Here is a 14,581-nt window from a genome sequence, read left to right as displayed (position 1 = left end):
CATGGACACCGTCAGCCTGATCGACATCGCCGGCTACCTGCCCGAGAACCGGGTGGGAGCAGACTATTTCGCCCGATTCGCCGACTCCGATCGGCTCGCTGCGAACATCATGTTCCGGGCGCCGAAATTCCGCCACCACATCGCGAGCGACGAGAACGCCGTCGACATGGCCGAACGCGCGGTCGCCCCGCTGATCGAACGGAACGGCTCCGAACTCGTCTCCAACGTGGACATCCTCATCACCCACACCCAGCTGCCGGACGTCCCGGTTCTGGGCACCGGCGTAGAACTCGCGCGCCGGCTGGGGATCACCCCGGACTGGGTGGTGGACCTGCACAACGGGGGCTGCGCGTCGTTCGTGTACATGATCAAGCTGGCACGCCAGATCATGCAGACCGGTGACGCGTCGACCGCCCTGATCGTGTCGGTGCAGAACAGTGCAGGCCAGATCTTCACGCAGTCGGACGTGCGCGTGCTGGCGCAGTCGGCGGTGCCGGGTGACGGCGCGGGCGCGTGCCTGCTGGTGAAATCCGAGGCCGCGCCGGTGCTCGGGCTCGAGTGCCGGACCTACCCCGAGTTCGCCGGGGACATGACAGCCGCCGTCGATCCGCCGCGCAAATACTGGGAGGCGGGAACCGGCCAATTGCACATCGGGTTCACCGAAACGAAGATCGCGAAGGTGTTCGCCCGCGGGAACCGGCTGGTCCCCGAGGTGGCGCTCGCGGTGTGCAAGCAGATCGGCATCACCCCGGACGAGATCGACACCCTGGTCACCAACCAGCCCAACCGGCTGTTCCTCCGCAACTGGCGGGACGCACTCGAACTTCCGCCGGAACGACACCCCGACACGTTCGACGAATGCGGGAACCTGTTCGGTGCCGCGATTCCCGTCACCCTCGACCTCGAGAACCGGGCGGGGCGGATCCCCAACGGTTCGCTGGTGATGATGTCCGCCTTCGCGCACGCGGGCGACTTCGCCGGGGCCGGGGCCGTCCGGTGGGGCGCCGCCCCGGTGGGGGTGTGAGATGACCGCGCCGACCCTTGCCGGCCCCGGCGTGAGATTCGATCTCGCGCTGAGCGAGAACCCCTTCGCCCCGCTGCCTTCCGTGCTCGCCGCGCTCGACGGTGTCATGTGTCAGGCGCACCGGTACCCGGAGTTCCTGCCCGACCGGCTGGTCGGGGTCATCGCCGATCACGAAGGGCTCGAACCCGATCAGGTGGTGGTGGGCGAGGGTGCCACCGGTGTCGCCCTGCAGATCATGCGCTCCGTCGCCGGGCCGGGGGAGCGGATTGTGTTCACCGCCCCGACGTTCGACGGGTACCCGATCCTCGCGCGGATCGCGGCCCTGGGCGCGGTGCCGGTACCGATACTCCCGGACGGCGGGCAGGATCTGACGGCGATGGCGGCCGCGATCGACGAGCGCACCCGGCTCGTCGTCGTGTGCCGCCCGCACAACCCCACCGGAACCCTCGTCGACGCCGCCGAACTGGCAGACTTCCTCCGCCGGGTGCCGGAGCGGGTGGTCGTCGTTCTCGACGAGGCGTATGTGGAGTTCGTCGACCGCCGACTGGTTCTGGACGCGCACCGCATCGTCGCCGAACATCCGAACGTCGTGTTCCTGCGCACGTTCTCCAAGGCGTACGGGCTGGCCGGGTTGCGGATCGGATTCGGCTTCGCGAATGCGGCTCTGGCCCGGAGGATTCGCACGCTGCAACTGCCGTTCGGGATGGGCAGCGTCGCCGTTCCCGCGGTCACGGCGTCGTACGCCGCCGAACACGAACTCCGCGTCCGGGTGGCCGCCATCGTCGCCGAACGCGAGGAGCTGTGGCGCACGTTGCGGGCGGCGAGAATGCCGGTCCCGCGCAGTCACGCCAACTTCCTGTACGTCCCCGGAGCGGGCGTCGGTGACGCACTCGCCCGTGCCGGCATCCACGCGCGGACGTATCCCAGTGGTGACGTGCGGATCGCGGTCGGGAACCCGGACGCCGGGCGTGCGGTGATCGACGCGCTCAGGCGGACAGTGCGCGGTACCGCCGCAGTTCCGCGTGCGACTGCGAGTAGCGGTCGAGCATGACGTCGAGCAGCCGGGTGTGCGGTCCGATGGTGGCCGCGTAGGTGATGCCGGGTCCGCAGGATTCCGCGGCGCGGCTCAACCGGTCCGTGAGCAGGCCCGGCGCGAGGAACCACGGTGCGATCACGATGCGCTCGGCGCCGCCCTGTCGCAGCGTCGAAATGGACTGCTGCACCGTCGGTTCCGCCGCCGTCGCGAAGCACGTGACCGCGCCCGACCATCGGGTGCCCGCGACGACCTCCCCTGCCAGGGCGCGCGTGCGGTCGTTGGCTGCCGGGTCGGAAGAGCCGACCGCGGCGAGGACGATTCCGAGTCCGGACTCGTCGCCGGTACCGACGGCTTCGCCGATCCGGTCCCGGACCGCCTCGACCAGCCGGGCATCGTGCCCGAGAACGTCGGCCTGCCGGACGTGCAGGTGGGGATGACGGAGGTGGGCGGCGTCCAGGAGCGCCGGAAGGTCGACGCGGGCGTGGAACGCACTGCCCAGCAGCATCGGCACCACCACGGCGGAGGAATGCCCCTCGGCGGCGACCGTGTCGATCACCTGGTCCACGGACGGCGCGTTGAGGTCGAGGAAGCACAACCGGACGTCGAGGTCCGGGCGCCGCTCCCGAAGCGCCGACACGGCAGCCGCCACCACCCGCGCACTGCGGGGGTCGCGACTGCCGTGAGCGACAGCGATCAGCGGAGTCATCGCATTAGACGCGCTCGCCGAGCTCCACCGCTGCGATGGCATCCCCGACGAGGCCGGCTGCGAGCGTGTTGCCGCCGGCCGGATCGATCAGCAGGAAGCTGCCGGTGTGGCGGTTCACGGTGTAGTCGTCGGCGACGATCGGCTCGGCGACACGCACCGAGATCTTGCCGATCTCGTTGAGCTCCAGCGACTCCGGGCTCGGCTCCGACGTGAGCTCCTGCTCGTTGAAACGCTCGACGAGCGTGCCCACGATGGCCTGCGTGGTGCGGGTGCCGTGCTTGAGCAGCAGGCGGGCACCGGGACGCAGCGGCTTCTCGGCCAGCCAGCAGACGGTCGCGTCGAACTCGCCGAGCGGCTCCGGGGCGTCGGAGGGCGAGGCGATGACGTCACCGCGGGAGACGTCGACGTCGTCGGCCAGCACCAGAGTGACGCTGCGGCCTGCGTGGGCGCTGTCGAGTTCGCCGTCCGCCGTGTCGATGCGGGTGACCGTGGTGCGGACACCCGACGGCAGGATCACGACCTCGTCGCCCGGCGTCACCTCACCTGCGGCGACCTGTCCGGCGTACCCGCGGTAGTCGGGGAACTCGGCGGTCCGCGGACGGATCACGTATTGGACGGGGAAACGGAGACCGACCCGGTGGGGTTCGGCGTCGACCGGCACCGACTCGAGGTGCTCGATGAGCGTGGGGCCGTCGTAGTACGGGGTGTTCTCCGAACGCACCGCGACGTTGTCGCCGTGCAGGGCCGACACCGGGATCTCGACGACGTCCTCGGACGCCCAGCCGAGAGAACTGGTCAGCGAGTTGAACTCCGCCGAGATGGTCGCGAACACGGTGGCCGGGTCCTCGACGAGGTCGATCTTGTTGACGGCCAGCACCAGCTTGGGGACACCCAGCAGCGCGAGAACGGCGGCGTGCTTCCGCGTCTGCGAGATGACACCCTTGCGGGCGTCGACCAGCAGGATCACCATCTGCGCGGTGGACGCACCCGACACCGTGTTCCGGGTGTACTGCACGTGCCCGGGAGTGTCGGCGAGGACGAACGAGCGGCGCGGCGTCGCGAAGTACCGGTAGGCCACGTCGATCGTGATGCCCTGTTCACGCTCCGCGCGCAGGCCGTCGACCAGCAGCGACAGGTCCGGGGTGGACAGGCCCTTGTCCACCGACGCCCGGGTGACGGCGTCGATCTGATCGGCGAGAACCGATTTCGTGTCGTACAGCAGACGGCCGACGAGGGTCGACTTGCCGTCGTCCACACTGCCGGCGGTGGCAAGCCTCAGAAGATCACTCATGATCAGAAATAGCCCTCTCGCTTGCGGTCTTCCATGGCCGCTTCGGATACTCGGTCGTCGCCACGGGTCGCGCCGCGCTCGGTCAGACGGGACGCTGCGACCTCGGCGAGGATCGCATCGTTGTCGCCGGCCTCGGAAAGAACTGCGCCGGTGGTGGACCCGTCGCCGACGGTGCGGTACCGCACCGATAGCGTCAGCAGGTCTTCGCCCTCGGACGGTCCGCCCCACACGCCGGGCGTCATCCACATGCCGTCGCGCTGGTACACCTCGCGCTGGTGCGCGTAGTAGATGCTGGCCAGTTCGACGTTGTCGCGGGCGATGTACCGCCAGATGTCGAGTTCGGTGAAGTTGCTGAGCGGGAAGACGCGGACCTGCTCGCCGGGGGAGTGCTTGCCGTTGTACAGGTTCCACAGTTCGGGGCGCTGCTTCTTCGGATCCCACTGGCCGAATGCGTTGCGCAGCGAGAAGATCCGCTCCTTGGCGCGGGCCCGCTCCTCGTCGCGGCGAGCGCCACCGAAGACCGCGTCGAAACGGTTCTCGGAGATCGCGTCGAGCAGGGGAACCGTCTGCAGCGGGTTCCGGATCCCGTCGGGACGCTCGGTGAGACGGCCGTCGGCCAGGTAGTCCTCGACCTTCGCCACGTGCAGGCGCAGGTTGTACTTGGCCACGACGTGGTCGCGGAAGTCGAGGACTTCCTGCAGGTTGTGGCCCGTGTCGACGTGCAGCAGCGCGAACGGCAGCGGCGCAGGCCAGAACGCCTTGATCGCCAGGTGCAGCAGCACCGTGGAGTCCTTGCCGCCGGAGAACAGGATCACGGGGCGTTCGAACTCGCCCGCGACCTCGCGGAAGATGTGGATCGCTTCCGACTCGAGTGCGTCGAGCGTGTCGAACTGCGTTCCGTCCAACTGCGGCCGGGCGGCGGCTTCTGCGAGGGAAGTGGAGATGTCGATGGTCATGAGGCGTGCAACCCGCATTCTGTCTTGGCCTGACCGGCCCAGCGGCCGCTGCGCGGATCGCTGCCGGGGGCTGGCTTGCTGGTGCACGGAGCGCACCCGATGGACGGATAGCCCTCGTCGACGAGAGGATTCACCAGAATCGAGTGCTCGTCGATGTAGGACTGCATGTCTTCGTCGGACCACGCGGCGATCGGATTGATCTTCACCAGACCGAACGCGTCGTCGAACGAGATCAGGGGGGCGTTGGCGCGGGTGGGGGCCTCGACCCGGCGGATGCCGGTGACCCACGCCTTGTAGCCGGCGAGTGTCTTCTTCAGCGGCGCGACCTTCCGCAGTGCGCAGCACCGGTTGGGTTCGCGGGCGAACAGATCCTTGCCCTCCGCCGCGTCCTGCTCGGCGACACTCGCCTCGGCCCGCGCGTTGATCACGTTGACGCCGTACACCTGCTCGACGGCGTCACGGGTGCCGATGGTCTCCGCGAAGTGGTAGCCGGTGTCGAGGAACAGCACGTCCACGCCGGGATGAATCTGGGCGGCGAGGTGAACGAGAACACCATCCTGCATATTCGACGCGACGATGTAGTCGCTGCCGAACGTGTCCTCCGTCCACTGCAGCAATTCCCGCGCGGAGGCGCCTTCGAGACTTGCCGCCCCCTGCGCGGCAAGGAGCCGTAGGTCCTCCTGTGTGGCTGTGGCGAGATTCAACGCAAGTCTCCTTCGTCTGCGCGCACGACCCATTCCGCGAAGCGTTCACCCTCGTTGCGGTGCTTCACGAACTGCCGGACGACGCGATCGATGTAGTCACCGAGTTCGACGCTGGTGACCTTGTGCTGGCGAAGCTTCCGGCCGAAGGCCGAATCGAATCCGAGGCTGCCGCCAAGGTGGACCTGGAAGCCCTCCACCTGGTTGCCGTCGCCGTCGTCGACGAGCATTCCCTTGAACCCGATGTCCGCGACCTGCGAGCGGGCGCAGGAGTTGGGGCAGCCGTTGATGTTGATCGTGATCGGCACGTCGAGCTGCGCGTTGATGTCGGCCAGCCGCTGCTCGAGTTCGGGAACGAGCACCTGCGAGCGCTTCCGCGTCTCCGCGAACGACAGTTTGCAGAACTCGATGCCCGAGCAGGCCATCAGGTTCTTGCGCCAGTGCGACGGACGCGCGGGCAGGCCCAGCTCGTCCAGGTCGGCGATCAGCTGCTCGAGCTTGTCGTCGGCGACGTCGAGGATGATCAGCTTCTGGTACGGCGTGAAGCGGATCTTGTCGCTGCCCGCACGCTCGGCGGCGTCCGCGACCTTGGCCAGGATTGTGCCCGACACGCGACCCGCGATGGGGGCGACACCGACGGCGTTGAGACCGTTGCGGGTCTTCTGCACACCGACGTGGTCGATCGGCCGGGTGGGCTTCTCCGGCGCGGGGCCGTCGATGAGCTTGCGCTCGAGGTACTCGGTCTCGAGGACCTCGCGGAACCGCTCGATGCCCCAGTCCTTCACCAGGAACTTCAGGCGCGCCTTGTTCCGCAGCCGGCGGTAGCCGTAGTCGCGGAAGATCGACACCACGGCTTCCCACACGTCGGGAACCTCGTCGAGCGGCACCCAGACGCCGACGCGCTGCGCCAGCATCGGGTTGGTGGACAGGCCGCCGCCGACCCACAGGTCGAGGCCGGGACCGTGCTCGGGGTGGTTGACGCCGACGAACGCGACGTCGTTGATCTCGTGCACCACGTCCTGCTGGCCGGAGATCGCGGTCTTGAACTTGCGCGGCAGGTTGGAGTACTCGGGCTTGCCGATGTAGCGGCGGACGATCTCGTCGATCGCGGGAGTCGGGTCGAGGACCTCGGACAGCGATTCGCCTGCCAGCGGTGAACCGAGGACGACGCGGGGGCAGTCGCCGCACGCTTCCGTGGTCTTGAGGCCGACGCCTTCGAGGCGCTTCCAGATCTCGGGGACGTTCTCGACCTCGATCCAGTGGTACTGGACGTTCTCGCGGTCCGAGAGGTCGGCGGTGTCGCGGGCGAACTCGGTGGAGATCCCGGCGATGGTGCGCAACTGCTCGACATTCAGGGCGCCGGCGTCGCAGCGGACCCGCATCATGAAGTACTTGGCTTCGAGCAGGTCGATGTTCTCGTCACCGGTGAACGTGCCGTCGTAGCCCTGCTCGCGCTGGGTGTAGAGACCCCACCAGCGCATGCGGCCCCGCAGGTCGCCCTTGTCGATGCTGTCGAAGCCCTGCTTCGAGTAGATGTTCTCGATGCGTGCCCGGACGTTGAGCGGGTTGTCGTCCTTCTTGGCCTGCTCGTTGGCGTTGAGGGGCTCGCGGTAGCCGAGGGCCCACTGGCCTTCGGCACGTCGCCGGGCCGGCTTCGCCGTGCGCGTGCGCGCGGGTGCTGCCTGGGCGGCAGCGGGGGAGGCGTCGGTGGTCGACGTCATGGAGCACTCCTGAATCTCAAGATGCACCGGCTGAGGCCGAGGAGGAGGGCTTATCCTCGCTCGGGGCATTCGAATCCGGCCGGAAGTCGAGAAGAATGATGAACGGGCTGACAGGCTGAATTACTGCGCGAGACAGGGCAGACAACAACAGCTGCAGACACGCTTGAGATCGACGTGGCGACGCGCCACAAGTCGCACTCCGGGTCCGGTCATGCAGACCATTGTGCCACGTCAGATCGCTCACGCAGAGCCGGGCACCGATTTCCACCATTTTTGCGGGAAATATCACGGCGAGGGCCCGCGGACAGTCGGGTGGGGACCGCGGGTCGAGAAGCCTGGGAGACTGGAACCGTGAACGGAACGAGTACTTCCACGGTCGGTCGGGGTGAGGCGGCGGCATTCGCGCTGCCCGAGAGTGCGCTGGCGGGTGTGGGCAGTCGGCCGTTCGGGATCTACGTGCACGTGCCTTTCTGTGCCACACGCTGCGGATACTGCGATTTCAACACGTACACGGCCGGTGAGCTGGGGACGGCGGCGTCGCCGCAGTCGTGGATGGAGGGGTTGCGCCGCGAACTCGACCTGGCGGCGCAGATGACGGGCGCTCCGGCCGTCGACACGGTCTTCGTCGGCGGCGGCACGCCGTCCCTTCTCGGCGGCGACGGCCTGGCGGACGTCCTGGGTGCGGTCCGCTCGAGTTTCGGGCTCGCGGACGGCGCCGAGGTGACCACCGAGTCGAACCCGGAGTCCACGTCGCCGGAGTTCTTCGAACGGTTGCTCGCGGGCGGATTCACGCGGATCTCGCTGGGCATGCAGTCGGCGGCGCAGCACGTGCTGAAGGTGCTCGACCGCACCCACACGCCGGGACGGGCGGTGGCGGCGGCGCTGGAGGCGCGGGCCGCCGGGTTCGGGCACGTCAATCTCGACCTCATCTACGGAACGCCGGGGGAGCGCGACGAGGACCTCGACCTGTCGCTGGACGCGGTGCTCTCGGCGGGCGTGGACCACGTGTCCGCGTACGCACTGATCGTCGAGGACGGCACCGCCCTGGCGCGGAAGGTGCGCCGCGGCGAACTGCCCGCCCCCGACGACGACGTGCTCGCGTCGCGGTACGAGCGGATCGACGCCCGGCTCGCGGAGGCGGGCCTGACCTGGTACGAGGTGTCGAACTGGGCGCGCGAGGACGCGGCCTGCCGGCACAACCTGGGCTACTGGGACGGCGGCGACTGGTGGGGCGCCGGGCCGGGCGCGCACAGCCACGTCGGCGGTGTGCGCTGGTGGAACGTCAAACATCCGGCGCGCTACGCGGACCAGTTGGCGGCGGGAAGCCTGCCGGTCGGTGGGAGCGAGCAGCTGACGGAGGAGGACGTCCACGTCGAGCGGGTGATGCTGACGGCGCGGCTGCGCACGGGGCTTCCCGTGGCGGAACTGGACGACGCGGAGCGGCGCGCGGCGGAGACGGTGGTCGCCGACGGACTACTGGTGCGTGCGGGGGAGCAGCTGGTGCTGACCGACCGCGGGCGGCTCCTCGCCGACGCCGTGGTCCGGACGGTCCTGCGCTGACGCTCGGCTGTCTGAGGCTCAGGCCGTGACGATGCCGGGCATCTCGTCGTAGTCGAACACGCGGGCGTGCAGCACGACGCGGTTCCGCAGCGCCGAGCGCACTGCCCGGTGCAATCCGTCCTCGAGGTAGAGCACCCCGTGCCACTGCACGGCGTGCGGGAACAGGTCGCCGTAGAACGTCGAGTCCTCCGACAGCAGCCGGTCGAGTTCGAGAACCTTGGTCGTGGTGACGATCTCGTCGAGCCGCACCTGCCGCGGCGGGATCTTGGACCAGTCGCGCAGCGACAACCCGTGGTCCGGGTACGGCTTGCCGTCCATGACACCTTTGAAAATCATCGCCTCGTCATCCGCCCATGGTCGTTGCCTCTGCTCGTCTCCGCCCACCACAGTAAGGCCTGAACCGGTATCGGCGACGCGACGATTAGACTGGACCGAGCCGAGACGCACGCGCATCTGCGCGTAGCTCAGGGGATGTGACGGCCGACCCGAACGAAGGTTCGGTGACGTCGCTGCTCGTGACGATCGAGAATTGGAGGTGGACGGCGATGTCGAGTACGGACGACAGACGGTTCGAGGTTCTCCGCGCCATCGTCGCCGACTACGTCTCGACCCAGGAGCCGGTGGGATCGAAGGCGCTGGTCGAGCGGCACAATCTGGGTGTTTCCAGTGCGACCGTGCGCAACGACATGGCGTTTCTCGAGAGCGAGGGCTACATCGCCCAGCCGCACACGAGTTCGGGTCGTGTCCCCACCGACAAGGGCTACCGGCAGTTCGTCGACCGCATCGCCGACGTGAAGCCGCTGTCGACGGCGGAGCGCCGCGCGATCCTCGATTTCCTCGAGTCCGGTGTCGACCTGGACGACGTCCTCCGGCGCGGTGTGCGCCTGCTCGCGCAACTCACACGCCAGGTCGCGGTTGTGCAATATCCCACACTGTCGGCGTCGTCGGTCCGCCACCTCGAGGTGGTCGCGCTGACTCCCGCCCGCCTGCTGCTGGTGCTCATCACCGATTCGGGCCGAGTGGATCAGCGCATCGTCGAACTCGGCGACGTCCTCGACGACGAGGACCTGGCGCGGCTGCGCGGACTGCTCGGCGGCGCCCTCGACGGCAAACGGCTCGCGGCGGCGTCCATCGCCGTGTCGGAACTGATCGACGAGGCCCCCGAAGATCTGCGTGACGCCGTGATCCGTTCGGCCACCGTGCTGGTGGAAACGCTCGTCGAGCATCCCGAGGAGCGCCTCGTCCTCGGCGGCACGGCGAACCTGACCCGCAACGCGGCCGACTTCACGGGGATCAGCGGATTCCCCGGTTCGCTGCGCGCGGTCCTGGAGGCGCTCGAGGAGCAGGTGGTGGTGCTCAAGCTGCTGGCCGCCACCCAGGACGCGGGCACCGTGACGGTGCGGATCGGCGAGGAAACCCAGGTGGAGCAGATGCGCGGCACCTCCGTCATCTCGACCGGCTACGGTGCGGCGGGCACCGTGCTCGGCGGAATGGGCGTGCTCGGACCCACCCGGATGGACTATCCGGGAACAATCGCGTCGGTGGCAGCCGTTGCGAGATACATCGGCCAGGTGCTCGCCGAGCGGTGACGGCCCGGCCCGGCGACAGCGCCGCGCGTAGACAGCGCGCACAGGTACTAGTGGCGAGATAACGAAGTAGAGAAGGACGAGAGACTCAACGTGGCACGGGATTACTACGCAACGCTCGGCGTCGATCAGAAGGCGACCGATCAGGAGCTCAAGCGCGCGTACCGCAAGCTGGCGAGGGAACTGCATCCCGACGTGAACCCCGACGAGGCGGCGCAGGCCCGGTTCCGGGACATCTCGACGGCCTACGAGGTGCTGTCGGACCCGGAGAAGCGCCGCATCGTCGACCTCGGCGGCGACCCTCTCTCCTCGGGCGGCGGCGGAGGCGGTGCCGGCTTCGGCGGCGGTTTCGGTGGCGGCCTCGGCGACGTGTTCGAAGCGTTCTTCGGCGGCGGAGGCGGAGCGGGCCGCGGGCCGCGCGGCCGTGTCCAGCCGGGCGCCGATTCGCTCCTGCGCACCAAGCTGACGCTGGCGGAGTGCGCGACCGGTGTCAGCAAGCACGTCACCGTCGAGACGGCGATCCTGTGCGACAGCTGCACCGGTTCGGGTACCAACGGCGACTCCAAGCCGGTGCGCTGTGAGACGTGCGGCGGCGCGGGCGAGGTCCAGTCGGTGCAGCGTTCGTTCCTCGGTCAGGTCATGACGTCCCGGCCGTGCCCCACCTGCCGCGGCGCCGGCGAGACGATTCCCGACCCGTGCCACAAGTGCGGCGGCGACGGCCGGGTGCGCGCCCGCCGCGACATCACGGTGAAGGTGCCCGCCGGCGTCGCGGGCGGCATGCGGATCCGGCTCGCCGCGCAGGGTGAGGTCGGCCCCGGCGGCGGACCCGCAGGCGACCTGTACGTCGAGGTCGTCGAGCAGGCGCACGAAGTGTTCGTGCGCGACGGCGAGGACCTGCACTGCACGATCCGGGTTCCGATGATCGACGCCGCCCTCGGCACGACCGTGACGATCGACACGATCATCGACGGTCCCAAGGAGATCACCATCGAGCCGGGCACCCAGCCGGGATCGGTGACGGTCCTGCGCGGGCACGGCATGCCGAAGCTGCGGTCCGGTATCCGCGGCGACGTGCACGCACACCTCGAGGTCGTGGTGCCGTCGCGCCTCGACCACAAGGAGACGAAGATTCTCCGCGAACTCAAGGACCTGCGCGACCGTGACGTCGCCGAGGTCGTCTCCACCGGGTCCCAGCACAGCGGCGGACTGTTCTCGCGCCTGCGTGAAGCGTTCAGCGGTCGCTGACCGTGGCGGCGACGGTCTTCTTCCTCGACCCGCTGCCCGAGGTGGGGAGCACCGCCGTCCTGGACGGCCCGGAGGGCAGGCATGCCGCGACGGTGCGCCGGATCGGCGTCGGGGAGCGGATCGTGCTGGCCGACGGCCGGGGCGGTCTCGCCGACACCGAGGTGACGGCGGCCGGTAAGGACCGCCTCGAACTCACCGTCCACGAGCGGCGTCAGGTGACGGCGCCGTCGCCGAGTGTGACCGTGGTGCAGGCGCTTCCGAAGGCGGAGCGGTCCGAGCTGGCGGTCGAGCTGGCCACCGAGGCCGGGGTCGACGCGATCGTGCCGTGGCAGTCGTCCCGGTGCGTGGCGCGGTGGGAGGGCCCGAAGGTCGCGAAGGGTGTCGCTCGCTGGCGTAGCGCGGCTCTCGCCGCCGCCAAACAGTCCCGGCGGGCGATCGTGCCCGAGGTGTCGGAACTGCACCGCACCGCCGGAATGCTCGCCGTCGTCCGCGAGGTGACCGGCCGGGGCGGAGTCGTCGCCGTGCTGCACGAGGCGGCGACGCTGGGCATCGCCGAGCTTCCGTTGCGCTCGGCCACCGAGATCGTGCTCGTCGTCGGTCCCGAGGGCGGCATCGCCGACGACGAGATCACCGCGCTGACCGAGGCGGGCGCCGTGCCGGTGCTGCTCGGTCCGCACGTCCTGCGGACCTCGACCGCGGCGGCCGTCGCGCTCGGTGCCATCGGCGTCCTCACCGACCGCTGGGGCGCGGCCCCGCTAGCCTGACTGTCCGTGGACCGCATTCGCATCGCCTACGGAACCGAACCGCAGCAGTTCGGGCACTTCTATCCGCCGGAGGAACCGGTGTCGACCCCGGTGCCGGTGGTGATGGTCGTCCACGGCGGTTTCTGGAGCGGGAAATACCACCTGAACCTGGGCACGAGTTTCGCGGTCGACCTGGCCCGCCACGGCGTCGCCGTCTGGAACATCGAATACCGCAGGCTCGGCGCGGGCGGCCGATGGGACGAGATGTCCGCCGACGTTCTCGCCGCGCTCGACGCGATCGCCGGTCCGGTCGCCGAGCGCTCGCCCGTCCCGTTCGACCTGTCGAAGGTCCGGGTCGTCGGTCACTCGGCCGGCGGGCAACTGGCGGTGTGGCTGGCCGGTCAGCGGCAGACGACGGTCCGGCCGGACAGGGTCGTGTCGCAGGCAGGCGCCCTCGACCTCGCCTCCGCGGGGGAACGCGGCAGGCGGATCGGGTACATCGAGGATCTCCTCGGGGTGCCGTTCGACGAGGACCCGGACCGGTACCGCGCCGCGTCCCCGCTGCACCGCATCCCCACCGGGGTACCGGTGGTGTGCATCCACGGCACCGAGGACGCACAGGTCCCGGCGAAGGTGAGCGTCCGGTACAGCGAGGCGGCGCGGGCGGCGGGCGATCCGGTCGCCCTGCATGTCGTCGACGGGGAAGATCACTACGCGTTCCTGAATTCCGAGACCGAGTGCTGGAAGATCTCGCGGGACGCCCTACTGTCCGACGACGCGCCGCGGTGGCTGCGCGAGAATCCGGACGTCCCGGATCGGTGACGGCGTCGCGTAATCGAGTGGGCGCTGTGACCTGCGAGCGATAGACTTCCTTCATCGCGACGACCGTCGTGACCGACCAGGAACCGGGAAGAAGGCCATATCCCTCACGTGAGCGAACAAGACCAGAACGGCGAGACGTTCGGCGCCACGCGTCCGGCGGAACGCACCGTGCGTTCGAGTATCGATCTCCCACCCGAAACGGTCCCGCCTCTCCTCGGTTCTTCCGACGAGAATCTGCGCGCTCTCGAACGGGTCCTGGACGCAGACATCCATGTACGCGGCAACACCGTCACTCTGACAGGACGACCGGGCGACGTCGCGCTCGCCGAGCGGGTCATCGCCGAACTGAGCGCCATCGTCGGCCGCGGGCAGCCGCTGACCCCGGACGCGGTGCGCCGCACGGTCGGCATGCTCACGCAGGGTCTGAGCGATTCCCCCGCCGAGGTCCTCACTCTCGACATCCTGTCGCGTCGCGGCAAGACGATCCGGCCGAAGACGCTGAACCAGAAGCGATACGTCGACGCGATCGACGCCAACACCATCGTGTTCGGCATCGGGCCCGCGGGCACCGGCAAGACGTACCTCGCCATGGCGAAGGCCGTGCAGGCGCTGCAGACCAAGCAGGTGTCGCGGATCATCCTCACCCGCCCCGCGGTCGAGGCGGGCGAGCGGCTCGGGTTCCTGCCCGGAACGCTGCACGAGAAGATCGACCCGTACCTGCGGCCGCTGCACGACGCCCTGCACGACATGATGGACCCCGAGGCCATCCCGAAGCTGATGCAGTCGGGTGTCATCGAGGTGGCGCCGCTCGCGTACATGCGCGGCCGCACGCTCAACGACGCGTTCATCATCCTCGACGAGGCGCAGAACACCACCGCCGAGCAGATGAAGATGTTCCTCACCCGCCTCGGCTTCGGTTCCAAGGTCGTCGTCACCGGCGACGTCACGCAGGTGGACCTTCCGGGCGGCGCCCGGTCCGGGCTCCGCGCGGCCACCGAGATCCTCGGTGACATCGACGACATCTACTTCGCCGAACTCAACAGCAGCGACGTGGTCCGGCACCGGCTGGTGTCCGACATCGTCGACGCGTACGAGCGTTTCGAGGCGGACCGGGACGGCAAGGTCGAGCTCGGGAACCGCGCACAGCGGAGAGCGGCGCACTCGCGTTCTCCACGACGGTAGGGTGAGTG

General features: G+C 69.1%; 15 protein-coding genes. 8 read left to right on the top strand and 7 right to left on the bottom strand.

What is annotated here, in order from left to right:
* Nucleotide 1: 1 nt before the first annotated feature.
* Together I1A62_RS12890 and I1A62_RS12885 are read left to right on the top strand one after the other, a co-directional pair.
* Nucleotides 2–1,024 (top strand): 3-oxoacyl-ACP synthase III family protein, encoded by a 1,023-nt coding sequence (locus I1A62_RS12890; RefSeq protein WP_219458840.1) that lies wholly within the window; start codon nucleotides 2–4, stop codon nucleotides 1,022–1,024.
* A 1-nt stretch (nucleotide 1,025) separates the two neighbouring features.
* Nucleotides 1,026–2,075: an aminotransferase class I/II-fold pyridoxal phosphate-dependent enzyme gene (locus I1A62_RS12885; RefSeq protein ID WP_124391253.1), complete on the top strand. Its 1,050-nt coding sequence runs from the start codon at nucleotides 1,026–1,028 to the stop codon at nucleotides 2,073–2,075.
* On the opposite strand, the gene I1A62_RS12880 is transcribed toward I1A62_RS12885, so the two are convergent.
* From I1A62_RS12880 to I1A62_RS47195, 6 genes are all read right to left on the bottom strand, one after another.
* Nucleotides 2,011–2,766, bottom strand: a complete 756-nt coding sequence (locus tag I1A62_RS12880) for a sirohydrochlorin chelatase (protein WP_124391254.1) — start codon at nucleotides 2,764–2,766, stop codon at nucleotides 2,011–2,013. The two genes, I1A62_RS12885 and I1A62_RS12880, sit on opposite strands and share 65 nt — an antisense overlap.
* Nucleotides 2,767–2,770: 4 nt before the next feature.
* Nucleotides 2,771–4,057: a sulfate adenylyltransferase subunit 1 gene (locus I1A62_RS12875; RefSeq protein ID WP_219458839.1), complete on the bottom strand. Its 1,287-nt coding sequence runs from the start codon at nucleotides 4,055–4,057 to the stop codon at nucleotides 2,771–2,773.
* Between the two features lie 2 nt (nucleotides 4,058–4,059).
* Nucleotides 4,060–5,013 (bottom strand): sulfate adenylyltransferase subunit CysD, encoded by a 954-nt coding sequence (gene cysD / locus I1A62_RS12870; RefSeq protein ID WP_124391256.1) that lies wholly within the window; start codon nucleotides 5,011–5,013, stop codon nucleotides 4,060–4,062.
* Nucleotides 5,010–5,750 carry a phosphoadenylyl-sulfate reductase gene (locus tag I1A62_RS12865; protein WP_087559556.1) on the bottom strand — a complete coding sequence of 247 codons (741 nt, stop codon included), beginning with the start codon at nucleotides 5,748–5,750 and terminating at the stop codon, nucleotides 5,010–5,012. The genes cysD and I1A62_RS12865 overlap by 4 nt, the downstream gene beginning before the upstream one ends.
* Nucleotides 5,714–7,435, bottom strand: coding sequence for a nitrite/sulfite reductase (locus I1A62_RS12860; RefSeq protein ID WP_124391258.1), 1,722 nt, complete (start codon nucleotides 7,433–7,435; stop codon nucleotides 5,714–5,716). The genes I1A62_RS12865 and I1A62_RS12860 overlap by 37 nt, the downstream gene beginning before the upstream one ends.
* 120 nt (nucleotides 7,436–7,555) lie before the next feature.
* Complete coding sequence (locus I1A62_RS47195) at nucleotides 7,556–7,648, bottom strand: Ms4527A family Cys-rich leader peptide (protein ID WP_369426193.1); 93 nt, start codon at nucleotides 7,646–7,648, stop codon at nucleotides 7,556–7,558.
* A gap of 138 nt (nucleotides 7,649–7,786) precedes the next feature.
* Here I1A62_RS47195 and hemW point away from each other — a divergent pair, with 138 nt between their 5' ends.
* Entirely contained in the window at nucleotides 7,787–8,995 is a 1,209-nt protein-coding gene (gene hemW, locus I1A62_RS12855) for a radical SAM family heme chaperone HemW (protein WP_219458838.1), read from the top strand.
* An 18-nt stretch (nucleotides 8,996–9,013) separates the two neighbouring features.
* Here hemW and I1A62_RS12850 read toward each other — a convergent pair whose 3' ends face one another.
* Nucleotides 9,014–9,331 (bottom strand): type II toxin-antitoxin system VapB family antitoxin, encoded by a 318-nt coding sequence (locus I1A62_RS12850; protein ID WP_005261240.1) that lies wholly within the window; start codon nucleotides 9,329–9,331, stop codon nucleotides 9,014–9,016.
* Nucleotides 9,332–9,540: 209 nt separating this feature from the next.
* Between I1A62_RS12850 and hrcA the strand changes: the two genes are divergently transcribed.
* From hrcA to I1A62_RS12825, 5 genes are all read left to right on the top strand, one after another.
* Nucleotides 9,541–10,584, top strand: a complete 1,044-nt coding sequence (gene hrcA, locus I1A62_RS12845; protein ID WP_124391262.1) for a heat-inducible transcriptional repressor HrcA — start codon at nucleotides 9,541–9,543, stop codon at nucleotides 10,582–10,584.
* A gap of 90 nt (nucleotides 10,585–10,674) precedes the next feature.
* Nucleotides 10,675–11,826 (top strand): molecular chaperone DnaJ, encoded by a 1,152-nt coding sequence (gene dnaJ, locus I1A62_RS12840; RefSeq protein ID WP_124391263.1) that lies wholly within the window; start codon nucleotides 10,675–10,677, stop codon nucleotides 11,824–11,826.
* Between the two features lie 2 nt (nucleotides 11,827–11,828).
* A complete protein-coding gene (locus I1A62_RS12835) occupies nucleotides 11,829–12,590 on the top strand; it encodes a 16S rRNA (uracil(1498)-N(3))-methyltransferase (RefSeq protein ID WP_219458837.1) in 762 nt (253 codons plus the stop codon).
* Nucleotides 12,591–12,596: 6 nt separating this feature from the next.
* A complete protein-coding gene (locus I1A62_RS12830) occupies nucleotides 12,597–13,391 on the top strand; it encodes a S9 family peptidase (RefSeq protein ID WP_219458836.1) in 795 nt (264 codons plus the stop codon).
* Between the two features lie 108 nt (nucleotides 13,392–13,499).
* Nucleotides 13,500–14,573, top strand: coding sequence for a PhoH family protein (locus I1A62_RS12825; RefSeq protein WP_124391266.1), 1,074 nt, complete (start codon nucleotides 13,500–13,502; stop codon nucleotides 14,571–14,573).
* Nucleotides 14,574–14,581 lie beyond the last annotated feature (8 nt).

It is taken from the genome of Rhodococcus sp. USK10, assembly GCF_019378875.1.
GTDB classification, from domain to species: Bacteria; Actinomycetota; Actinomycetes; order Mycobacteriales; family Mycobacteriaceae; genus Rhodococcus_F; species Rhodococcus_F pseudokoreensis.
This window is presented reverse-complemented; position numbering and strand designations above follow the sequence as displayed.